Genomic DNA, 21,156 nt, shown 5'->3' on the forward strand with positions numbered 1-21,156 from the left:
TCGAATCGCGATAGATCATTCAAATTCATCGAGAATCCGTTCAATGCCCACAACCGTTTATCTACGCAAGCACAGTCAGGTTCAATTCGAAGCATCGGACTTTTCTGAGCCGCAATTTCTTCTACACGTTGGAGGCTTGCGCGCAACCAGTCTCTACGCCGAACTTCGCGCACGAGGCGAAGACTGCCTTGGTGCGTTCGTTGCCGTTTTTGGCGAACACGTTGGCGGCCAGCCGAATGATCTGGTTGTTGCCGCAGAGCATTACGAGCGTACATCCAACTATGCGCTCGCGTTTGAAGATGCTGTTGAGCGCATCGGCATTGACGCCCTTCGTCACGAATGGGATCAGCGCGCCGCTGAATTGTCTGTCGTTGCTCGTGACCACGCGGCGTTCCTGCGGTCCCACAGCACGGCACTCGAAAACAAGGTTGACGGCGCATACAGCGGTATCGGCAACACGTTCGAAAGGGTCTTGGCCGAACGTACGCGAGAGGCGGCGAAGCGCATCCAAAAGGAACGCTTTGAATCCGCCCAGATGCACAGCCCCGACGCGGCCAGTTTTACCAGCCGGACGTAACGCGATGAGCAGAACGCCTCTTCGGACAGCCGTCGCCGCAGCCAGAAGCGCGGAACTCGCACAAGCCCTGCCGGCGATCATCGCTGCGGCGAAAACGGGACGTCGGCGCGAGACCGGTGAAATAACGGTTGATAGCGATGCAGTGCGCGAAGCAGCCTGCAAGATCGGATACGTACAGCACTTCACGCACCGCGCATTGGCCGCAGCAATGCGGACCATCGGAGCGAGACGAGCGCCCAATTCGCACACCGGCGCGAAGTATGTTTTCCCCAGCGCGCTTTGTCTTGCGGAAGCAGTGAAGATCGCGGCGGACAACGCCGATCAGGTAAAGCAGGCAGGGAACGAGTAATGAGCGATAGCCTAGATAAATTCGTGCTCCAGTACAACGTGGATTTGCGTGACAGCATCGGAAAATTGGAGAAGCTGCAGGAGAAGATGAAAGGTGCAGGTACAGGCGCGACGAAGAGTGCCAGCGACATTAAGAAGTTCGCAGGCGACGCGTCCAACGAACTAGGGCGGCTTGTTCCAGGCCTCAACGCGGTGTCCAGCGCGGTAAAAGCAATGGGCGCGGAGTTCGCTATTGCCACAGCCGCAATCGGCTCGTTGGCCATCGGCGTAAAGATGGTCATGAACCTTCGCGAGCAGTACAACCGGCAGCGCTCGGAAGGGATGCAGCTGGGCGTGTCGTCAATTCGAATGGAAGAGTACGCGCGCAAGTTCGTCAAGAACTCTGGCGGGTATCTGGACCGCGATGCAGCCGCAGAAGGCGTGAAGACGTTCGCTGGAATGGCCAACTCCGCCTATGCCGATCCGTCGCGACTGGGGAAAGAGGCACGCATCATGAAGATGCTTGGCGTCAATGTCGGTGAGCGCGGCCAGACACCGACCGGCCTGAATACGGAGATGACGCAGTTGGCGCTGGGCCTGCAGGGCAAGTCGAAAGGCGACGTACAAGGCATTGCTAAGGCAACCGGCATCAATCAAGACTGGCTTCTGACGCTCCAAAAGCTGGGGCCTTCAATCGGCAAGATCACTGAGATGACCGGCGAGGAAATTGATAAACGCCAGGATGCCGAACAAAGCCTATCGAAGTTCAATGACCAACTGCAGAACTTGAAAGAGAAGTTTACCGAAGTATCGAATGAGCTTGCCGAGCCGCTTCTGCCGCTGATGACAGAACTAGTCAAGATTATGGAGAAGCTGACACAGGCACTTCCAAACGCAGTTCACGACATCAAAAAGACCGGGCTAGTAGGAGGTATCGTAGGCACATCAGGCGACGCAAAGGTTCACCCGGAAAAGGGCGGCGGCGTAATTGGATGGTGGCGACGCCTCAATGGAATTCCTGATGCGGATTATCAGGGTGCGCAGAATGCTTTGAATAATGACCAGAATAGGTCAAACCCACACGAACAAAAGAAAAAGGCAGACGCGAAGAAGGACCAGGACAAGCGCGACGCGGCAGTGGATAAGATGGACGCCGTGAATAAGCAAGGACTCCAAACGGCCAATCAGATGAACCTGGCCGTGAACATGTTTGCCGGTGCCGTTCAATCGTTCTCTTCGGCCATCAATATCCAGCAGGCGTGGGCGGCTTGGGCTGGGGAGATAGGCAAGGCCGCTGGACTCCCAGGAGCCGGTTCTGTGGGCTCTCTGTCAGGCGGTGGATCGAATAACTGGCAGGGGAACAACTATGCGAACTTTATCAGCCAGTCTGCTCGCAAGTACAATCTCGATCCTCAGATGCTTGCGGCGATTATGCAAGTGGAGTCCAAAGGCGATCCTCTCGCGGTCAGTCCGACCGGCGCTGGTGGTCTCATGCAGATTACTCGCGGCAATCAGAAAGCGTATGGGCTGAAAGACTACCGCGACCCGGCAACGAACATCGACGTTGGCGCGCGGATTTACTCAGAGTTTCTGAAGCGCAACAAAGGGGATGTGGCCGCTGCCTTAGTCGGCTACAACGGAAATAGCGACCCGGCTTATGTGGCCAAGATCAAGGCCGCGTACGGTGGAGGCTCTGGCGGGATTGGCGAGAGCAAGCAGAAGATGAACATCCGTTCCGTGCAGCAATCGGTGGCGGACTATCTCAGCGTGCCGCTCGATCAAATCCAGCGCGGCGGCGTAACGCAGGGCGATGCCGGTTGGGCCACGCGGCAGATTCAAGCGGGCATCAGCAACCACATCTATGACCTCCAGCGCCAGCTTTCCGTTGCCGGTCTTCCGGCCCAGAACTACGCCAAGCTGAAGACGGAGTTGCGTGACCAATCTCGCGGCTTGGACCTCATGCGACAGTACTCTGCTGAAGTCATCGGGCGTCAGGCTCCTGGTGACCAATCTCGCACGATTGGCGAGCGTCCGATCATCATAAACGTCAACGGCGCGACCGATCCCAAGGCCGTCGCCGCAGAGGTCAACAACCAGTTGACGAAGAGCATGAACGATCTTCTGTACAACTTCTCGTCAGGAGTGAAGGGATAATAGAACCAAGCATGCGGAAATCGAGTTATTTTTAACCCGTAGTCACTTAGGACTACATTTCAAATGGAGAAGTAAAAATGGCAAGCCGCACGATTCACGACAAAATCCCCCACAACGTTCGCGTCAACAAAGGAGCCACCTTGAGTCAAGAAACTCTGCGCCAAATGTACAAGGCGACCTCTCGCACCAATCGCCGCGCGGCAGGTGTAGACGCCGTTACTCCTTCCGTCAAGGGCGCGAAAGGCGTCATTCCTTCGACAATCGGCGTTGCCGCGCAGGCACGGTTTGCGAAGATCGGGAAGACTGCGCTTGTCGCCGCCGAAGGGCTGGACGCCATCCTCAAGATTCGCGATTCGGCAGAGGCCCAAGCGGACCCGGAACTTGCCGCGCTGGCGAACGACCCGAAATTCATCATGGTCATGAAACTCGTGCTCGAAAAGCTCAGCGGACAGTTGAACGGTCTGATGGTCGAGATGATGTACGGCACGAGCGGCACGGCAGACGGCCAAGGCCCGGATCACGAGAACGATGAAGAAGTGATGGCCGCTGCAAACGAAAAGGCACGCACCGGGCGTGATCCGCACGTCGCGGCTGGGGTGGACTCAGCAGGCCCGATCCTTGGCGCCGACGACATGGCGCGAGTGGAGCGCGCACGTGCGAAGCTGTCACGGCTCAAGACGGCTCAGGCGATGGGCGATGCAGGCGACATCGTTCGCGCGCAATTCGGCATGGAGCCGCGCGCGGTGGACGCAGACGGACTGTATGCGATGTTCGAAGGAAAGCGCTCGAAGTAAGTGAGCCGCGCGGCTGTGCCGACAATTCGGTTTTGCCGCGCCATTTCATGTAGTTAAACTAATTATTGAAACCATGACAATCATCGCCAAAGACAAAGCAGCTAAGCTCCTTTTTGCCCAACTCTGCATTGCGCTGGAAATCGAGTTTCGCATTCGAGGATTCCGCCCTGACTTCGAAGGAACGGAATTTATTTCTTCGATCATCCGCGACAAATATGGCCGCTTGCAAACGTTCTCAGGCGCGTTCGTTACGCCCACGGGCCTAGCCATTTTGCCGTTCTCGCTCTCGTTCGGTGGGCGCGGCGATACGGATACAGGGCTGGGTTCCTGCGCAATCATCGACACAACCGGTAAGCGCAAGCAAATCTTTTCGTATCTGTCGATACTGGAATATCTGATCAACGCCGGTCTGGTCAAGCCGCAACTTGACCGCTACATGAGCATGCTCACCAAGGGCGGCAAGATTGAAACTAGGGTGGCGATCGTCGACAAATGGCCGGTGTTTCGGTCGTCGGCAATCAAGACACTGCCGTATGACCTCGCTCTGGAATTTGAATACGCGGATATGGTCGCTGCGTGAATGGAACCGCAGACGAACGACAACATTCGTGATCTTTTGTTTGCCGCGTTGGTAAGCTTCGGGCAATGGCGATGATCGACCCTTGCGTGATCACCGCGCGGCAACTGTGGGCGCGTTTATCTAGGAATTGGAGGGAAAGGAAAATGAGCAAAGAAACGATCAATGGCTTCACGTGGACGAAGGAAGATGCGATAGCTGCCTATGTCAAGATTGCGAACTCGCCCATCGCAACGCTGCGCGACCGGAAGGAAGCGTGCAATATGATTTTGCTGCTCAATGGCGTTACGGCGTATGTGGTGGACCAGACCGGCGAAGCGCAATGGCACCCGGAAGCATTTGAACGAGAGTTTCCGGCGAGGGCTGAACACGCGCGATGGATGACCGGGCTGCGGCGGGACGTTGCACGCAAGGGCGGCAGCCCGTTTTAGCAAGATGCCGCGCCGGGTATTTGAAGACGTTCCAAAACTTCGTTGCTGCGGCCGACCATCTTGCTGAGGTCCTTTCGACTATCGAACGGAAATCGTCCTGAGACCTCACCAAGAGTGACCTTCAGGCTTGATAGCGCCGCACGAGTACCGAAGCAAGGCCGCGCGTCTGGAAGGGCGCAGCGGCCTTTTTAACGCGCAGCGGCTCCCGCTGTATACATATTAGACACCCGGTCGATCCAACCGGCGACTATCGGCCCGCGTGCGGGGTGTTCAGGTTTCAACCGCGCGCTTCGCGTCCCGGCTCGTCTTCCTTCACGCGCCAGCGCCAGTAGCGATCCGGCTTGACCCACACAACGGTCGTGTCGGTGACTTGCTTAAAGGCGTCGAGCAGGGCGCGGCCAACGACGAGGTTTCCATCGGCGTTCTCGCGCAGCAGGGCATCGGCCTTCGCCTTCACCAAGTGGTCAACTACGTCATCTTGGTAAATGCAGCCGTCGCGCTCCAGTTGCGAGAGCATCCACTTTGCCGCCGTGACGACGTCCATCACTTTGAGTCCATTGCTTTAACCGTGACATCCTCAAGCGATTCTTCGGGGAAGCCGCCCGCTTCGAGTTTTTTGCCCGCGAACCATTGGCATTTGTATTGCCGGAATGTTGCGCTTGGCAGCGTTTGCACTGTCATTTCCGGTCCGCCGGATTTCAGTTGAACGATGTCACCGATCTTGAATTTGTTAGCCACTTCTCGCTCTCCATTTGGGTTTGTTACATTCATACAACACCGGTTTCGACGGGCAGCGGCGAGGGTCACTCCCCGTTCGCTTTTTTCTCTTCTTGAATCACCGCGCCTAAGGTGTAAATCCCATCGTCGTTGATCTTGCGTGCTTGCTGCGGGGCCATTGCGCGGAGCGCCATATTTAGATCACGCGGCATGACGTGGCCCATCGAGCCGTTGAAGACTTTGAATACAACGTTGAACGTGTCGTACATCGCGTCGTCGCTATCGGTCTGGCCGCGCGCTTCAACGATGTTCATATACTGATAGGCCTGATCGCTAATCGGCGTCTTGTCACCTTTCATCTGCATCGCAGACATGGCGGTTGCAAGTTCTTTCGCGATTCGAAGCGACGGCACGTGACCAAGCGAGTTTTGAATCGTTTGGCATACGGTCACCGCGTCGGCGTGCGAGAGTGTCTTCACATCAAGCAACTCCATCTGATCCCAATCGCATGCGGTCAGAGTCGTGGGCTTCGGCGCGGCAGTTGGCTCGGTGCTATTTGATGAGTCGCAGGCGGAAAGGACGGCGAGCGCCGCGACGGCAGCACTGATCGCACGGAAATTTGTTATAGGCACGGCCTTCCCTCTAGTCGTTTTGTTTGCTTATGGTCTGTGCGCAATATAGCAAGCGAGCAATTCGCGGACTAGGGCGCGTGGCGTAAATGCATCTATTGTGCCGACGGCAGCCTGCTGTCGCTCCGCATTTGGGCGCAAAGGCGCGTTCTGTCACCAATTTACTTGCCGCGCTTACAAACCTTACGGATAATCAAATTCCGCTGGTCTGTACGGACTAGCGACCACCCGTAATCAAACTGAGGAGCCGGACCATGCTAGATCGTATTCGTTGCCAAATTCAGGTGCGCGCGTCAGGCTCGCGGAAGGCCCGAGCGTTCAAGGGCATAGACGAGGCCAACCGGACATTTGGTTGGGACCTGAGCGCGCACACGCGCAAGACCCTTCGGCGCATCGTTAAGACGGAAGGCGCGGCCAGCGCTGAGATCGATGGCCAGACCTATACCTTTACCCAAGCGAGCGGGAAGGGCTGACGCGTCGCACCGTACCAGCGGCGACCAACGAGGCTGTGATAACGGGGATTCGTGCGGGGAATCGCCGCGCCGACCGGGCAGAACCCAATACCGGCGCAGCTTTGCCCAGGTTGAAGAGAGCCGATAGTGGATACTCTAATCAGGACGCGGCACTGCCTCGATCAATTCAGCTGATACGAGAACGTCGCGTTGATGCGCGGACTACGCGACGCGCTTTCCACCGGCGCGTCGCCGATCGCTTTGGCCACCGAGAGATCCAGGCTGTAGTACTTCGCATCCGAGATGCGGAAGCCGAACGCGATCGACGAAAGCTTCGAAGGCGAGGGCGTGCCCGCATGCAGATAGACGCGCGCCATATCGAACGAAACGTAAGGCGTGAGCGTGCGCAGATAGGTGAAGCCCGGCGTAAACGCACGGTTGACTTCCAGTATCGCGCCCCAGCCCGAATCGCCTGATGCCTCGCCCGGCTGATAGCCTTGCGCGAAACGCTGCGCGCCGAACGAGATCTGCTCGGAGGTCGGCAGCGATACGCCGCTGTATTGGCCTGTCAGCGAGACCGCCGTGCCGATCTTCAACGGCCACTCGTTGGATTGCGAGAAGCTCGCGCCAGTGCGCACGAAGTTGATCGACGCCGGATTGCTGACGGGCGCGCCGGGCACATTCGAGTCGCCCGACTTGGACGCGCCCAGAATGTCGAATGCTTTCGCCACGTTGACGCTCGCGCGGCGCACCTGGCTCGTCTGCACGCTGGTGTAATCGGCCTGCAACTGCATGACTCGCACTTGCGAGCGGAAGCCGATCTGGGCGCCGGTGTCGTGGTTGTGATAGCGATCCTCGTCGTGCGACGCATAGACCGACGCCGTGCCGATCACGCTTTGCGTGTTGCTCAACAGAATCGGATACGCCAGCGAACCGCCGATCTTGTCATTGATGACCGTGCGTTCGATGGAAGAGGGCAGGCCGGGATTGTCGGTCGGATTGCCGCGATAGTGCGAGGCGTCGATCTTCGCGATCAGCCCGTTACTGCCGATCGGCACCGCGCCATGCGCGGCGAGATAGGTGACGTTGTCGCGCCCCTTCGGCAGCAAGGCCGACACGCTCAGCTGTTCGCCGAACGAGGTCAACCCGTTTTCAGTGGCGGTCAGAAGCCCCTGCACGCCGGGGTGATTGAAGTCGATGCCGGTGCTGACGTCGAACGGCTTGCGCTCCACGTTCAGTTCGAGCGTGGTGGCGCCATCGGTGTTCTGCGGCGGCGGCACGTTGGCCGCAACCTTTACGCCCGGCAGCAGGCCGAGCACGTTGATGTAGCGCTCGAACGTAGCGCGCCGCAACGGCCGGTCGGCGGTGATGTGATCGGCAATCGCGCGGATCTTGTCTTCCACGGCGCCGGCCTTGCCCGTCACCTTGACCGCGGACACGTAGCCTTCCACCACCGTCACGCGCACCACACCGTCTGCGAATGTCTGCGCCGGAATGAAGGCGAACGAGAGCGCGAAACCGCGGTCCTGATAGAGCTTCGTGACGCCGTTGGCGACCTGAATCAGATCGCCGATCGTCGTGTCCTTGCCGACGAGCGGCGTGAAGCGCTGCGCGACATCGTCGAAGGGAATGGACTTCACGCCCTCCACCTGCACGCGCGAAGGCGTGATATGGCGCGCAAGCAATTCTTCGAGTTGAGGGGCTTGCGGCGCGACCTGCACGGTCACGTTCGGGCCTTTGTCGGGCGCCTTGATCTGCGGCAGCGAGTCCAGCGGATTGCCGCCGACCGCCGAGCCGCCAGGGCGGGACTGCGCATGCGCTTGCATTGGCAGAGTGCCCGCCGCAAATGCTGCGAGTACCACGGTCCCTAGGCTGCTGTACCCGAGTTTCATCGGATGTTCCTCGTATATCGTTCTTGTGTGTCGCGGACGCACCGCCTGGCCGGGCGGGTCGCGAGCCCTTATGTGCGGCTCGACGTGTAGTGCAATGCTTACGCGTATTACGTCACGTACCAAGTGGGGCTTGAGCGCTCTGGGCAACCGCGCGAAGCACGTGACGAGTCGGACTGTTAGTGCGCATTGCGTCACTCGCTGCGGCTTGCATCATTCAATGAACAGCCGCGCGGCAGGTCTCACCGGATGGCTGATGCACGCCGCAGCGAATGAATAGTTAGGCTAACTACTTATGGTTGACCGGCGCCAGACCGCCTAGCAGGGTCGTCAGGCCGCTCGTCGCCGTGCCCGAGCCGCTCGTCGAACCTGCGGCCGAGCTGAGCGTGCCGGTCAACTGGCCGACCAGCGCGGTCACTGGCGCGAGCGCCTGGCCGCTGCCGCCCGAACCCGAGCCGCCGTTCGTGACGCCGGAGAGCGCGCCCGTCAACGTCGACAACGGATTCGATGCGTTACCCGAGCCAGCGAATGCCGAAGTCAGCGAGCTCAGCGGCGAGCCGCTCAAACCCGAGGAAGTCAGCGAACCCAGCGGCGTGCCGCCGAACGCCGAGGTCAGCCCGGCCAGCGGTGTGCCGCCGAGCAGCGTCGACAGCGAGCCGAGCGGATCGCTGCCGAGCCCAAGACTCGTCAGCGAACTTTGCAGCGGGCCGAACGGGTTGCTGCTGGCGGGCGGCCCATTGGCGACGCTCACGCTCGTGGCGCCGACGAGGCTCGTGAGCAGTCCAGGAATCGGCAGCGCGCCATTCGGGCCGTTCGGATTGACCAGGCCGCCTGCGTTGGTCACGGTGTTGCCGAGCGAGCCGGCCAGCGTGCCGAGATCGGCGCCGACCGGATTCTTCGTGGCGCCGCCCACTTGCGAGCCCGCGGAACTCGATGCGCCGCCCACTTTCGCGAGCACGCCGCCGAGGGGCGCGCCGAGGCCGGTCTGCGTACCGACCGCTTGCGTGACGAGTCCTGCCGTCGTCACGATCGGCGTGATGGCGGTGCTGATCGGTTGAGTGATCTGCTGCACAGGCACTGAGCCGAGCGCGTTGCCGAGCGTCCCGCCACCGGCGTTGAGTGCGCCCGCAGCGGTGGAGAGCGTGCTGGCCAACGGTGTCGTGAGCGGCGCCAGCGGCGCGAGTTTGCCGCTGCCGAGGCCGCCGACGGCAGTGCTCAACCCTTGCACGACGCCGCTCGTCGAACCGACCACCGAGCCGAGTCCGGCGACCGTGGTGCCGACCGGATTGGCCGTCGTACCGGTCTGGCCGACGCCGTTGCTGACGGCATCGGCCAGCGAGTTCAGCGTGCCGCTCGTGCTCGACACTGCGTTGCCGAGCCCTTGCGTGACTTGCGGGCTGAGGCCCGGAATGGTCTGCGAGGCGATCGCCGTGCCCAGGTCGTTGGTGGTCTGCGCGGCCGCGGTGGCGACGCCGGTCGTGCCCGTCTTCGCGGTGGTGCCGCTGCCGGTATCGGTCGAACCCGAGCCGCTGCCGGTGCTTGAGGTGGTGGGCGGCGCGCTGACGGTGCTGCCACCGCACGCCGCGAGCAAACCGGCGACCGCCACGGCAATCAATGGCGCGCGCAACGACGACACCGTCGCGCACGTCGCAGGGAGAGAGAAAAAACGTTGAGTGGACATGTGTGCTCCTCTGTGTCTTCTGGATGTCGTGTGCGTTGATATCAGTGCGCCGTTGCAACAGATGTCTGAGCGGCGCGGCCCAGTTCAGCCAGGTTTCGGGAAGCCACGGAGTCTGGCTGGCCGGCCACGCTCCGGCTGGGTGTCGCTCACGGTTTTTCGCTGTTCCCGAGAGGCCTGCTTACTTCTTGCCCAACCCGCCGAGCAGGCCGCCTACGAGCGACGTCACTGGTGCGAGCGGATTGTTCGCGGTGCCTTTGCCCGTGCTGGTCGACAGCGACGGACCCGCGCCCGAGTTGGTGGATGCGGCGGCGGTCGTGGTGGTCGGCGCGGCGCTCGCCGTGCTGGTGACGCCGCCGAGTGCGCCGGTGACACCGGACAGCAAGCCGGTGACCGGTGCGAGCGGGCCGCTGCTGCCCCCGGCCGCGCCGGAGAGGTTGCCTGTCACGGTAGAGAGCAAGCCGGTGACGGGGGCGAGCGGGCTGCTGCCGCTGCCGCTCGATGCGCCGCCGGTGCCGCCAGTCAATCCACCGAGCGCGCTGGTGAGCGGCGCGAGCGGCCCGCTGCCGGTGCCGCCGGTCAATCCACCCAGCGCGCTGGTGAGCGGCGCAAGCGGATTGCCGCCGCTGCCGCCCGTGAGCAAGCCGCCCACCGAAGCGACCGTCGTGCCGGTGTCGGTGACCGTATGGCCGAGTGCGGCCGTGACCGGGTTGCCGCCGGTCGCGGTCAACAGGGCGCCGGCCTTGCCGAGTCCGCCGCCGACCGTCGAGAGCAGGCCGTTAAGCGGCGCGCCGAGACCCGTGGTATTGCCGACCGTTTGCGTGGTCGCGGCGACCATCGACGTGATCGGCGTGATCGCCGTGCTGAGGGTTTGCGTGACTTGCTGGACCGGGCCCGTCGAGAGGGCGGTGGTGAGCGTGCTGCCGCCGTTGGCGACCGCGCCGCCGAGTGTGTTGACGACGCCGCCGAGCGGCGTGGTGATCGCCGACAGCGGAGCGAGAGGACCGCTGCCGAGACTCGTCACGAGGTTGCCCGTGTCGGTCACTGCGCCGCCGACATGATTCAGCACACCGCCCACGCTCGAGACTGTCGTGCCGACCGCGTTGCCGCCGGTGCCGAGTTGGCCGAGCCCTTGCGACACGCCGTTGCCGAGCGTCGAAACGGCCGAGCCGACTTGTTGCACGATGCCGCCGGCGGACTGGGTGGTTTGCGAGCTGACGTCGGGCAACGTCTGCGAACCGATCACGGTACCGATGCCGGTGACCGCCGAGCCGGCGTCGCTAACCACACCGCCCGTGTTGCCGACTACCGTGCCGAGCGCGTTGGCGACGGGCGTCGTGCCCGTACCGGTTCCTGTGCCTGTACCCGTTCCCGTGCCTGTTCCCGAACCGTTGCTGCCCGTGGTCGTGTTCGCACCTGCGCCCGCACCCGAGCCCGAGCCGCCCGCACCCGTCGAGCCGCTGCCGGTCGTGGAAAGTGTGCCGCCGGCGGAACCGCTGCCGCTGCTGCCGGTGCCGGAACTCAGGCTGCCGGAGCCTCCGCAAGCACCAAGAGAAAGCATCGCAGCCACGCCGGCTGCAATGAGGGTTGCCCGTACTGTCGTGTTGGTCGTTTGAATGTTCATGTCGCCCTCGCATCGCATGTGTTATTGGATGTTGCTGCGTGCCTGTCTCTGCACGAGCCGTGCCATTTCTGCTGAACAATGCGAGGACTTTTTTTGCGCGAGCCGCAGCGCTATATGCGATAAGGCTTTGTGAGGAACTGACGGAGCATGCGCTAAACCAGATTGCGCTCACATAAGGCACTGCGCAGCGCGTTCGCACGGCCGGCGTAACGTAACGAGCCCCGCGCGCCGTTACGATGTACGGCGTAACGCGGGCGGGCGAAACAGGTGCGGGCGCTTCAAACGTTCTGTTCAAACGAATAATTAGTGGAGCGAATCTAACTCATGGTTATTCCTATGTGCTGCAACGCACGAACTGCCGTTAACTAGAGTGAGTGGTAAAAATGCATACGGGATGAGATTCGGCGCAGCGGACAATTGCTTAAAAATGATTGTTCGGCTATAAAACCCGAAAGCATTGAAGATTGATGACGGAGGTGGGTTATCGAACAGACAACTCATGCGTCGGTGTTTTATTGAAGGGCGGCTGCAGGGCATGGCACTGCGATGCAATAAACGAGACTGGGAATGAGAGCTCAACGGTCCGCGCATCCAAGGCACATGGTCGAGAATTGCAGAACGTATACGAACGAAATAAATGAAGTTCGAGGGTTCAAATGAAAAAATTCGCACAACGCTTTCTGGCCGATAACAAAGGCGTAACGGCTATCGAATATGGCCTTATCGCAGGCCTCGTCGTGCTCGTGATCGCTACCGCGGTGACGAATGTCGGCACGAACGTCTCCAATGTTTTGCAGCAAGTCGCGGATAAAATCTCGCCGTCCACCACGAAGACCGGACCGTAAAGGCAAACCGTAAGCGCTGCGCGAAGCAGCCGGCGTTTCGACGTCCGCCCACTTCGTGGGCGTAATAACGCATCGCTGAATCGTTAATGTGGATTGCATTGCAATCCACATGGCGCAGCTTCGCCTGTCGAGTTCGAGATGAATGTTTCCGTGGGCATGTTGTTATTTATCGCGTGGGCAGTGGCTGTCGCAATTGGCGATTGCCGTTGGCGGCGTATATCCAATTCAGTAGTTGTCGCCGGTCTGGCGGCGGCATTTTGCTGCGCGTTTTTTCAATGCGGGCCTTTCGGCATTTCGCTGACTCAGGCAGGCATTGGCGCAGTAATCGGTCTTGCTGTATTGCTGCCGTTTTTCGCGCTCGGCGTGATGGGCGCCGCGGATGTCAAAGTCTTCGCCGTTCTCGGCGCATGGTGCGGCATGCACGCGCTGCCCGGTCTATGGATGGCTGCGAGTCTCGCGGCCGGTCTGCACGCAGCGTGGCTTCTGATTGCCACCCGTACGCGGCTCGCCGGCCTGGCCCGTCGATCCGGCGCCACGTTCGAACTCGCCGGCAAAGCAGCCACGCCTTACGCTGCGTGTCTCACCGTGGCCGCGAGCGGCTGGCTCGTTCTGCACGGCATGGCGGGAAGCGTTCGATGAAAACCGTCATGACACCACGCGCGTGCTCGCCGCATCGGCGCATCAACGTGCGCCGCGCGCGCGCGCAACGCGGCGCCACGGCCGTCGAATTCGCGCTGGTGTTCCCGCTGTTCTTCACGATCCTGTACGCGATCGTCACCTTCAGTCTGATTCTCGTCGCGCAGCAGAATCTGACAATGGCCGCGGAAGAGGGCGCACGCGCCGCGTTGAACTGGCAGAACAACACCTCGATGCAAAGCGCGTTGACCAATCGCGGCAACGCGGCCTGCGCGGCGGCGAAGCTGGTAGCCGCGACGCTCGTGCAGTCGATGCAATGCACGCCGTCTTCCAAGGCATGCGGGCCGAACAACGCGATGCAATGCGTGAATGTCCTGGTGAGCTACGACTACCAAACCAATCCGTTGATACCGAGCTTGCCATTGCTGGGATTCGCGCTGCCGAACACGCTCACGAGCAGCGCCACGGTCCAGCTCAATCCGGAGAACATACAGTGACGCACGCGCCGGCACTCAGCTCCCTCGACCTCCTGGTCCGTCCACGTGTGATAGAACGCGCGCACGGCATGGCATCGTTTAACCGAAGCAGTCAACCTTCATGCCGAATCTGACCAAAATTCTTGCCGGCGTCCTGATCGCGGTCGCGCTCGTGCTCGGCCTGTTCGCGTGGTCGCTGTCGCGCCGCCCGGCGCCGGTAGCCGTCACGCCCGCCACGCAAGCAAGCTTCCCAGTCGTGGTGGCGACTCACACGCTGCCGGCGGGCAAAGCCATCACCGTCAACGATGTGCGCGTGCAGTCGCTGCCGATCAATCCGAACGGCGCCTTCACGGACCCGGCGCAACTGGCCGGCCGCGTGCCGAACGCGGAGATCGGCGCGCAATCGCCGGTGCTGGAAAGCCAGCTGTCCTCGGGACTCGCCGAGCGCGTCGAACCGGGCGAGCGCGCGCTTGCTGTCCGGGTAGACGAAGGCAACGCGGTCGGCAACCGGTTGCGGCCGGGCAATTTCGTCGACGTGTTTTTCACGCTCAAGCGCGACGGCAGCCTGGGTAACGGCGGTGAAATCGATCGGACCCAGGCGCGTTTGCTGATGTCGAAGGTGCGCGTGCTCGCGTTCGGCAATGCGACCGCGAGCGGCGACAGCGCGGGCGATCCGAACGGCATGGTCCGCACCGCGGTGCTGGCGGTGCCGGTCGCCGATATCGACCGTTTGACGCTCGCCGAGAGCGCCGGCCATCTGATCTTCGCATTGCGCAATCCCAAGGATCCCGAAGTAATCGATCAAACCGTGCTGCCGGCCTATCCAGGCGTGCTGAAGACGGCGGCGCATGCGGGCGCGGCCGAGCCGCTGCGGGATTCGACGCGCGCCGCAGCCGGCGTCGCGCTCGACACGTTGTCGGGCACCGCCAATGCGAGTGTCGCGGGCGCCGCCGCGAGGCCGTCATTGCCGCATATACCGCTGCCGCCCACGCGCGTGGCGGCCACTACAAACAGTACAAAAAGCGGTATCGAAGTGATACGGGGTGGGCGCGCCGAAACGGTCGCCTGGTAAGCAGTGGTTTCAGGAGCGGACGGCCAGTCGCGTCCAATAACTACATGACAGAACGGATTTTTGTTTTCAGGAAGGCGGCGTGCGTGGGCCTGGCTTTGCTGGCCGTATCGGCGGCGACCGGTGCAGCCGGTCCGGCGCAGCGGGGCCAAGCGGCGCCAGCGGCGCAGCCGGCTCAGGCCGAGTTTGCCGCGCCGGCGCAAAGCATCGACCTGACGGTGGGCGCGCAGCGGCAACTCGCAGTCGGCCACACGTTGCAGCGGATTGCGATTGGCGATCCGTCGGTGGCCGACGTGCTGATCATCAAGGGTGACAAGCGCGGCGGCGTGCTACTGGTCGGCAAGGCCGCGGGCACCACCAACCTCATGCTGTGGGCGCGCGATCGTGACGCGCCGCTGCAATACACCGTCAACGTGACCACGCCGGCGGCTGCGTCGCTGCTCGGCGCCGATACGCCGGCCGTCAAGGTGCTCGGCGGCACGGCGATCGTGTCCGGCACGTCGGCGACCATGGAGGCGCACCAGCGCGCCGTGGTCGCGGCGGAGGGCTCGCTCGGCAAGGACGGTGCGGTATTCGATACGTCGACGGTCGCAAGCCGCGCGGTCGTGCAGGTGGATGTGCGGGTCGTCGAGTTCAGCCGTTCGGTGCTCAAGGAAGTGGGCTTCAACTTCTTCAAGCAGAACAACGGCTTCACGTTCGGCTCGTTCGCGCCGTCGGCGTTGAGCTCGGTATCGGCGACGGCGGGACAGGCGCCGAGTATGACGGCTGTGACGCCGATCTCGTCGGCGTTCAACCTGATCTTCAACTCCGCCACGCACGGCCTGTTCGCCAACCTGAGCCTGCTGGAAAGCAACAACCTCGCGCGGGTGCTGGCCGAGCCGACGCTCGTGGCCTTGTCCGGCCAGAGCGCGAGCTTCCTCGCCGGCGGCGAGGTGCCGATTCCGGTGCCGCAGGCGCTCGGATCGACATCGATCGAATTCAAACCTTATGGGGTAGGGCTCACGCTCACGCCGACCGTGCTGAGCCCGCAGCGCATCGCGCTCAAAGTCGCGCCGGAGGCGAGCCAGCTGGACTTCGCCAATGCCGTGACGATCAGCGGCGTGTCGGTGCCCGCGTTCACCACGCGGCGTGCCGACACCACCGTCGAACTCGGCGATGGCGAGAGCTTCGTGATCGGCGGGCTGATCGATCGCGAGACGGCGTCGAATGTCTCGAAGGTGCCGTTGCTCGGCGATCTGCCGGTGATCGGCACGTTCTTCAAGCAACTGAACTATCAGCAGAATGAGAAGGAACTGGTGATCATCGTGACGCCGCATCTGGTCTCGCCGCTCGCCAGGGGCGCGACCTTGCCGTCGACGCCGGGCGAGCAGTCCGAGCAGCGCAACGGGCCGGTGTGGCGTTCGCTGATCGGCGGCGTGGTGGCGCGCGATTCGTCGCCGGGATTTTCCAGGTGAAGCCGGCAGGCGCCATCGCGGCGCGTTGGCTGACTACAGGTGTGAGCCGGCACGCGCGCGAACTGCGGGCGCCTACCGGCAAGCAGTACGACGTGGGGGCTTTGCCGCCTATGCGGCATAAGGACGTGCAACATGAACGCGAGAACGCATTCATTGACTGAAAGGGCGGTCACCGATTATTTCGTGTTTGCGTCGCTGGCCGACGAGCACGTGCATTGGCTCGCCGATACGCTGGCGGGCGCCGGCGTGGTCGAAGCGGCCACGCTCGATCCGTCGATGCTGATGCAGCGCATCGCGACGCTCAATCCGTCGCTGGTATTCGTCGATTTTTCAGGCGGCCGCGCCGCGGCGGCGAGCGCTGCCGCGAGCGCGGTGCGCACCGCTTATCCGGGCATGCAAATCGTCGCACTGGGCTCGCTCGCCGAACCCGAAAGCGCGTTGGCGGCGTTGCGCGCCGGCGTGCGCGATTTCATCGATCTGTCGGCGCCGGCCGAAGACGCGTTGCGCATCACACGTCAGGTGCTCGACAATCTCGTCGAGCCGGTCAGCCGCCATGGGCATGTCACCGCGCTGCTGGGCGCACGCATCGGCATGGGCGTGAGCACGCTGGCCGCGAATCTCGCGGTGCTGCTGCAGCGGCGCGACATCGCGCAGGGCCGGCAAGCCGCCTTGCTCGATCTCGGCCTGCCGGCCGCGGACGGCTCGCTGCTGCTGAACACGCGCAGCGAATTCAACTTTGTCGAAGCCGTGCGCAATCTGCGCCGCTTCGATCAGACCTTCGTCCATACCGCGCTGTCGCATCACTCGAGCGGCCTCGCGCTCACCACGTTGCCGCCGAATCTCGCCGATATGCGCGAGGTCTCGTATTCGTCGTCGATCGGTTTGCTGAACCGTCTGCGCGCGTTCTTCGACCAGCAGATCGTCGACCTCGGCGGCTTCACCAATAGCGAGTTCATCGCCCATGTCGTGCAGGCCGCCGATGAAACCTGGCTGCTGTGCGACCAGGGCGTAGCCTCGATCGTGTCGGCCGTCGGCGTGCTCGACGCGCTGCGCGAAGAGGGCGTGGATACCGCGAACGTGCGTCTGATCGTCAACAAGTTCGACGCCGATCTCGGCCTTGCCGCCGCGCAGATCGCGCAGCGTCTGGATATTGCGCTGCTCACCACCTTGCCGGAGCGGCGCATCGCGCTCGGGCAGGCGGTCAATCAGGGACATCTGCTGGTCGATACCGCCGCGCGCGATCCGTATGTGCGCGCACTCGAGCCGTTGATCGAGCGGCTCGGCGGCGGCGAGCGCGCGGTGGCGAAGGCACGTGGCAAATCGGCACTCGGCGCGCTCAGGCGCTTCATTCCAACTACTCAAAAGCGGTCATAGACGATGGCAAAAGAGATCGAATTTGCCGACGACGCGGCTTCGTTCGCGCATAGCCAGCAGTTCCAGGACATCAAGAACGCGGCGCACGAACATCTGCTCACGCGCATCGAAGAGCTCGGTTCCGAGTTCGGCCGCTGGTCGCGTAACGCGATCAACCAGTTCGTCGATCTGGAGATGGACAGCTTCGTCAGGCTGCGCCGGATACCGATCAACGAGAGCGAGGTTCGCCTGATTGCCGAGGCGCTGACCAAGGAGCTCGCGGGCTTCGGTCCGATCGAGGATCTGCTCGCCGATCCGGCCGTCGAAGACATTCTGATTAACGGCTACAACGACGTGTACGTGTCGCGCCACGGCATTCTCACACGCATCCAGGTGCGCTTCGCGGACAACGCGCATCTGCTGCGGATCGTGCGGCGCATTCTCGCGCCGATCGGCCGTCGTCTGGACGAATCGAATCCGATGGTCGATGCGCGTCTGCCGAACGGCGGCCGCGTGAACGTGGTGATCGAACCGCTGTCGATCGACGGCCCGATCGTCTCGATCCGCAAGTTCCGCAAGGATCCGATGCGGCCCGACGATCTGCTCGGCAACGGCACCTATAGCCCGGAAATCGGCGCGCTGCTCGAAGCGGCGGTGGCGGCGCGCTGCAACGTGCTGGTGTCGGGCGGCACGAGTTCGGGCAAGACCTCGCTGCTCAACGCGCTGGCCTTTCATATTCCCGAGCCGGAACGGGTCGTGACGATCGAGGACACCGCCGAACTGTCGCTGAACCATCCGCATGTGGTGCGGCTCGAAAGCCGGCCGGGCGGTTTCGACGGCTCGGGCATCGTCACGATTCGCGACCTGCTGCGCAATACGTTGCGGATGCGGCCGGACCGCATCATTGTCGGTGAAGTGCGCGGCGGCGAAGTGCTCGAAATGCTGCAGGCGATGAACACCGGCCACGACGGCTCGATGGGCACCGTGCACGCCAGCTCGCCGCGCGAATGTCTGTACCGGCTCGAAATGCTCGCCGGTTTCGCGGGCTTCCAGGGCACCGAGTCCAGTCTGCGCCGCCAGATTGCCAACGCGATCGACTTCATCGTGCAGATCGGCCGGCTTTCCAACGGGCGTCGGCGGATTCTGTCGATCACGGAAGTGACGGGGCTGTCGGACAACATCATCGCGACGCAGGAGTTGTATCGCTATGAGCCGATCCTGACGGCCGAAGGCGACGAACTCGACAACTGGGTGTCGCTCGGCATTCACCCGCACTCGCCGAAGCTGGCGCGTTTCCGTCAGGCGTTGGGCGGCGGCGAGGCAAGTCATGCGTTCGGCAATGCGGGCTTCGGCGGCTCGGGGGGCGGGTTTGGCGGCGGCGGTGGCTTCGGTGGCGGTGGGTTCGGCGGAGGCTTCAATGTCTAGCGCGGTTCTGGTCTTCGCGGCGCTTGCGCTGCTCTGCGCGGCGCTTGCCTTGCTGCTCTGGCAGCGCGGCGCGCAACGCAAAGGCCAGGCGAGCGCGGAGCGTTATATCGACAGCCGCATGGCGATGCCGGCCGGCGCGGCCGTGGGCGGCATGGGCGGCGGCGCGGCAAGCACTGCGCGCAGCGCCCCCGCGCGCGTCGCGGCGCAGCACGCTGTGATCGCGCCGCAGGCACCGCCGGCCGATGCAGGCTGGCTCGCGCGCTGGCGCTACGGCCAGGCGCGCGTGCGCTTTATGGTGCAGCACGCGATGGCGCGCGCGGGTATTGTCAATGCCAAAGGGCCTGCCGCGATCGCCGGCACGATCGTGGTGCTGCTGTGCGGCTGGGCCGCAATGGTGGGCGGCGCGCTCGCGGCCTGCGTCGCGTTGCTCGCCTGCGTGATGTTCTTCTATTTTCTGCTGACGATGCGAGTGAACAAACGCCGTCAGCAGATCGTGCGGCAGCTGCCGCTTTTTCTCGACGGCATCGTGCGGCTGATCACGCTCGGCAACAGTGTGCCGGCCGCTTTCCAGGCCGCGCTGCAAACCACCGAGGCGCCGCTGCGCGAATGCCTCGACTACGTGTCGCGGATGCTGCGCACCGGCGTCGAAATCGATCGCGCGCTCTCGCAGGTGGCCATGATCTACGGCGTGCGCGAACTCGAACTGGTCGGTGCCGTGCTGCGTCTGTCGGTCAAATACGGCGGCCGCGCCGACGTGATGCTCGAACGGATGGCCTCGTTCATGCGCGATCTCGAACACGCCGAGCGCGAGCTGGTGGCGATGTCGTCGGAAACCCGGTTGTCGTCGTGGGTGCTGGCCATGTTGCCGATCGGCATCGGCGGTTTTCTGATTCTCTCCAATCCTAAGTATTTCGCTTCGATGTGGTTCGACCCGATGGGGCGACAGCTCGTCTATCTGGCGTTCGTGCTGCAGGTGGTCGGGGCGTATCTGCTGTACCGCCTCGCGAATCTGAGGAATTGACGATGCAGACCCAACAACTCGCCGCACTTGCACTGGCTCTGGCCGCGCTCGCTTTGCTGCTGATCGCCGGCCTGGTGCTGGCGCGCGTGGCGGCAGCGCGGCGCAGCGAACGCACGCTGCGCAACGCACTCGACGAGCGCGCATTGCAAAGCGCGGCGCTCGCGGCTGCCGCGGCACGTGGGGCAGAGGGCGCGCAGGGTGGCGCGAAGGGTGGGGCGAACGCTGCCGTGCGCAGCGCGCCGCCGGCGGGTTTCAAGGGCCTGCTCGAACGCTTCGTGCATACCGGGATTCGCTGGCTCGACACGCCGCTCGGCCGCCAGGTCGTCGCTGAAGAAGATCGCCGACTGCTAGAGCAATGCGGCTTCGTGGATACGCGCACGCGTGGCCTGTTTCTGCTGGCGCGGCTGCTCGGTGCTCTGGTGCTGCCGGTGCTCGCCGGCACGCTGGCGAGCACCCATCTGGACGGGTCCCGTTATGTGGCGCTGGTGATCATCGCCGTGATGGCCGGCTTCATGTTGCCGAAGTTCGTGTTGCAGCGGCGTGCCGGCAAGCGCCGTCGCGCGGTGGTCGACGAATTGCCTTTGCTGGTCGATTTGCTGCGTCTTCTGCAAGGCGTGGGTCTGTCGCTCGATCAGAGCTTGCAGGTGGTGGTCAATGATTTTCGCGGCATGCTGCCCGTGCTCGCCGGCGAACTCGAAATCGCGCAGCGCCAGTTCGCTGCCGGCCGCACGCGTGAGCAGTCGCTGAACCGGCTCGCGTCGAGTTACGACAACGAAGATCTGCGCGCCGTGGTGCGTTTGCTGGTGCAGGTCGACCGGCACGGCGGCGCCGTGCAGGAACCGCTCAAGCAGTTCGGCGACCGCTTGCGCGAGGCGCGCCGCGCGATGCTGCGCGAACGCATCGGCCGGCTCGCCGTGAAGATGACGGGCGTGATGATCGTCACGCTGCTGCCCGCGCTGATGATCGTCACGGCCGGACCCGGCGTGCTGGCTGTCCAGCATTCGCTGGGCAAGGTGAAGCACTAAGGA

At 62.9% G+C, this 21,156-nt stretch carries 21 protein-coding genes; 15 read left to right on the plus strand and 6 right to left on the minus strand.

All coding sequences use genetic code 11. The features are described 5' to 3' along the window. The first annotated feature begins 43 nt into the window (after positions 1-43). From B0G80_RS45135 to B0G80_RS01245, 5 genes are all read left to right on the plus strand, one after another. Positions 44-577, plus strand: a complete 534-nt coding sequence (locus B0G80_RS45135; RefSeq protein ID WP_147309817.1) for a hypothetical protein — start codon at positions 44-46, stop codon at positions 575-577. 348 nt (positions 578-925) lie between these two features. Beyond that, complete coding sequence (locus B0G80_RS01230; RefSeq protein ID WP_116116681.1) at positions 926-3,058, plus strand: lytic transglycosylase domain-containing protein; 2,133 nt, start codon at positions 926-928, stop codon at positions 3,056-3,058. A gap of 140 nt (positions 3,059-3,198) precedes the next feature. After that, positions 3,199-3,852 (plus strand): hypothetical protein, encoded by a 654-nt coding sequence (locus B0G80_RS01235; RefSeq protein WP_147309818.1) that lies wholly within the window; start codon positions 3,199-3,201, stop codon positions 3,850-3,852. 73 nt (positions 3,853-3,925) lie between these two features. Next, complete coding sequence (locus B0G80_RS01240) at positions 3,926-4,432, plus strand: hypothetical protein (protein WP_116116683.1); 507 nt, start codon at positions 3,926-3,928, stop codon at positions 4,430-4,432. A gap of 143 nt (positions 4,433-4,575) precedes the next feature. Further along, positions 4,576-4,860 (plus strand): hypothetical protein, encoded by a 285-nt coding sequence (locus tag B0G80_RS01245; protein WP_116116684.1) that lies wholly within the window; start codon positions 4,576-4,578, stop codon positions 4,858-4,860. A 277-nt stretch (positions 4,861-5,137) separates the two neighbouring features. Here the strand turns inward: B0G80_RS01245 and B0G80_RS01250 are convergent, their stop codons facing one another. The 3 genes from B0G80_RS01250 to B0G80_RS01260 form a co-directional block, all read right to left on the minus strand. Next, positions 5,138-5,404 carry a DUF6953 family protein gene (locus B0G80_RS01250; RefSeq protein ID WP_116116685.1) on the minus strand — a complete coding sequence of 89 codons (267 nt, stop codon included), beginning with the start codon at positions 5,402-5,404 and terminating at the stop codon, positions 5,138-5,140. Next, on the minus strand, positions 5,404-5,598 hold the full coding sequence (locus B0G80_RS01255) for a YodC family protein (RefSeq protein ID WP_220377436.1): 195 nt from the start codon (positions 5,596-5,598) through the stop codon (positions 5,404-5,406). The genes B0G80_RS01250 and B0G80_RS01255 overlap by 1 nt, the downstream gene beginning before the upstream one ends. A gap of 65 nt (positions 5,599-5,663) precedes the next feature. Then, positions 5,664-6,209 (minus strand): hypothetical protein, encoded by a 546-nt coding sequence (locus tag B0G80_RS01260; RefSeq protein WP_147309819.1) that lies wholly within the window; start codon positions 6,207-6,209, stop codon positions 5,664-5,666. A gap of 251 nt (positions 6,210-6,460) precedes the next feature. Between B0G80_RS01260 and B0G80_RS01265 the strand changes: the two genes are divergently transcribed. Further along, positions 6,461-6,679 carry a hypothetical protein gene (locus B0G80_RS01265; RefSeq protein ID WP_116116688.1) on the plus strand — a complete coding sequence of 73 codons (219 nt, stop codon included), beginning with the start codon at positions 6,461-6,463 and terminating at the stop codon, positions 6,677-6,679. Positions 6,680-6,840: 161 nt separating this feature from the next. On the opposite strand, the gene B0G80_RS01270 is transcribed toward B0G80_RS01265, so the two are convergent. The 3 genes from B0G80_RS01270 to B0G80_RS01280 all read right to left on the minus strand — a co-directional run bounded on the left by B0G80_RS01270 (position 6,841) and on the right by B0G80_RS01280 (position 11,849). Continuing rightward, complete coding sequence (locus B0G80_RS01270; RefSeq protein WP_116116689.1) at positions 6,841-8,550, minus strand: ShlB/FhaC/HecB family hemolysin secretion/activation protein; 1,710 nt, start codon at positions 8,548-8,550, stop codon at positions 6,841-6,843. Between the two features lie 286 nt (positions 8,551-8,836). After that, positions 8,837-10,228 (minus strand): collagen-like triple helix repeat-containing protein, encoded by a 1,392-nt coding sequence (locus B0G80_RS01275; protein WP_116116690.1) that lies wholly within the window; start codon positions 10,226-10,228, stop codon positions 8,837-8,839. Between the two features lie 178 nt (positions 10,229-10,406). Then, positions 10,407-11,849: a collagen-like triple helix repeat-containing protein gene (locus B0G80_RS01280; RefSeq protein WP_116119466.1), complete on the minus strand. Its 1,443-nt coding sequence runs from the start codon at positions 11,847-11,849 to the stop codon at positions 10,407-10,409. A gap of 656 nt (positions 11,850-12,505) precedes the next feature. Between B0G80_RS01280 and B0G80_RS01285 the strand changes: the two genes are divergently transcribed. The 9 genes from B0G80_RS01285 to B0G80_RS01325 all read left to right on the plus strand — a co-directional run bounded on the left by B0G80_RS01285 (position 12,506) and on the right by B0G80_RS01325 (position 21,153). Then, positions 12,506-12,694: a Flp family type IVb pilin gene (locus B0G80_RS01285; protein ID WP_106284581.1), complete on the plus strand. Its 189-nt coding sequence runs from the start codon at positions 12,506-12,508 to the stop codon at positions 12,692-12,694. A gap of 138 nt (positions 12,695-12,832) precedes the next feature. Then, positions 12,833-13,333, plus strand: coding sequence for a prepilin peptidase (locus B0G80_RS01290; protein ID WP_116116691.1), 501 nt, complete (start codon positions 12,833-12,835; stop codon positions 13,331-13,333). Next, complete coding sequence (locus B0G80_RS01295) at positions 13,330-13,827, plus strand: TadE/TadG family type IV pilus assembly protein (protein ID WP_116116692.1); 498 nt, start codon at positions 13,330-13,332, stop codon at positions 13,825-13,827. Before B0G80_RS01290 ends, B0G80_RS01295 begins: the two co-directional genes overlap by 4 nt. A 100-nt stretch (positions 13,828-13,927) precedes the next feature. Beyond that, positions 13,928-14,878, plus strand: a complete 951-nt coding sequence (gene cpaB, locus B0G80_RS01300) for a Flp pilus assembly protein CpaB (RefSeq protein WP_116116693.1) — start codon at positions 13,928-13,930, stop codon at positions 14,876-14,878. Positions 14,879-14,922: 44 nt separating this feature from the next. Beyond that, positions 14,923-16,329, plus strand: coding sequence for a type II and III secretion system protein family protein (locus B0G80_RS01305; RefSeq protein ID WP_116116694.1), 1,407 nt, complete (start codon positions 14,923-14,925; stop codon positions 16,327-16,329). 132 nt (positions 16,330-16,461) lie between these two features. Further along, positions 16,462-17,703 (plus strand): fimbrial protein, encoded by a 1,242-nt coding sequence (locus B0G80_RS01310; RefSeq protein ID WP_116116695.1) that lies wholly within the window; start codon positions 16,462-16,464, stop codon positions 17,701-17,703. Between the two features lie 3 nt (positions 17,704-17,706). Further along, positions 17,707-19,107: a CpaF family protein gene (locus B0G80_RS01315; protein ID WP_116116696.1), complete on the plus strand. Its 1,401-nt coding sequence runs from the start codon at positions 17,707-17,709 to the stop codon at positions 19,105-19,107. Then, the gene (locus B0G80_RS01320; protein WP_116116697.1) at positions 19,100-20,128 is read left to right on the plus strand and encodes a type II secretion system F family protein; all 1,029 of its coding nucleotides are present in this window, start codon (positions 19,100-19,102) and stop codon (positions 20,126-20,128) included. The genes B0G80_RS01315 and B0G80_RS01320 overlap by 8 nt, the downstream gene beginning before the upstream one ends. Positions 20,129-20,130: 2 nt before the next feature. Beyond that, on the plus strand, positions 20,131-21,153 hold the full coding sequence (locus tag B0G80_RS01325; protein ID WP_116116698.1) for a type II secretion system F family protein: 1,023 nt from the start codon (positions 20,131-20,133) through the stop codon (positions 21,151-21,153). The last annotated feature ends 3 nt before the right edge of the window (positions 21,154-21,156 follow it).

This window comes from Paraburkholderia sp. BL6669N2 (assembly GCF_003387275.1).
Taxonomy (GTDB): Bacteria; Pseudomonadota; Gammaproteobacteria; order Burkholderiales; family Burkholderiaceae; genus Paraburkholderia.

Bases quoted from the DNA above. Each gene is read 5' to 3' on its own strand.
- B0G80_RS01265 (WP_116116688.1), top strand. From the start codon at position 6,461: ATGCTAGATCGTATTCGTTGCCAAATTCAGGTGCGCGCGTCAGGCTCG.
- B0G80_RS01285 (WP_106284581.1), top strand. From the start codon at position 12,506: ATGAAAAAATTCGCACAACGCTTTCTGGCCGATAACAAAGGCGTAACG.
- B0G80_RS01325 (WP_116116698.1), top strand. From the start codon at position 20,131: ATGCAGACCCAACAACTCGCCGCACTTGCACTGGCTCTGGCCGCGCTC.
- B0G80_RS01315 (WP_116116696.1), top strand. From the start codon at position 17,707: ATGGCAAAAGAGATCGAATTTGCCGACGACGCGGCTTCGTTCGCGCAT.
- B0G80_RS01270 (WP_116116689.1), bottom strand. From the start codon at position 8,550: ATGAAACTCGGGTACAGCAGCCTAGGGACCGTGGTACTCGCAGCATTT.
- B0G80_RS01275 (WP_116116690.1), bottom strand. From the start codon at position 10,228: ATGTCCACTCAACGTTTTTTCTCTCTCCCTGCGACGTGCGCGACGGTG.
- B0G80_RS45135 (WP_147309817.1), top strand. From the start codon at position 44: ATGCCCACAACCGTTTATCTACGCAAGCACAGTCAGGTTCAATTCGAA.
- B0G80_RS01290 (WP_116116691.1), top strand. From the start codon at position 12,833: ATGAATGTTTCCGTGGGCATGTTGTTATTTATCGCGTGGGCAGTGGCT.
- B0G80_RS01240 (WP_116116683.1), top strand. From the start codon at position 3,926: ATGACAATCATCGCCAAAGACAAAGCAGCTAAGCTCCTTTTTGCCCAA.
- B0G80_RS01320 (WP_116116697.1), top strand. From the start codon at position 19,100: ATGTCTAGCGCGGTTCTGGTCTTCGCGGCGCTTGCGCTGCTCTGCGCG.
- B0G80_RS01310 (WP_116116695.1), top strand. From the start codon at position 16,462: ATGAACGCGAGAACGCATTCATTGACTGAAAGGGCGGTCACCGATTAT.
- B0G80_RS01305 (WP_116116694.1), top strand. From the start codon at position 14,923: ATGACAGAACGGATTTTTGTTTTCAGGAAGGCGGCGTGCGTGGGCCTG.
- B0G80_RS01250 (WP_116116685.1), bottom strand. From the start codon at position 5,404: ATGGACGTCGTCACGGCGGCAAAGTGGATGCTCTCGCAACTGGAGCGC.
- B0G80_RS01280 (WP_116119466.1), bottom strand. From the start codon at position 11,849: ATGAACATTCAAACGACCAACACGACAGTACGGGCAACCCTCATTGCA.
- B0G80_RS01230 (WP_116116681.1), top strand. From the start codon at position 926: ATGAGCGATAGCCTAGATAAATTCGTGCTCCAGTACAACGTGGATTTG.
- B0G80_RS01295 (WP_116116692.1), top strand. From the start codon at position 13,330: ATGAAAACCGTCATGACACCACGCGCGTGCTCGCCGCATCGGCGCATC.
- B0G80_RS01245 (WP_116116684.1), top strand. From the start codon at position 4,576: ATGAGCAAAGAAACGATCAATGGCTTCACGTGGACGAAGGAAGATGCG.
- cpaB (WP_116116693.1), top strand. From the start codon at position 13,928: ATGCCGAATCTGACCAAAATTCTTGCCGGCGTCCTGATCGCGGTCGCG.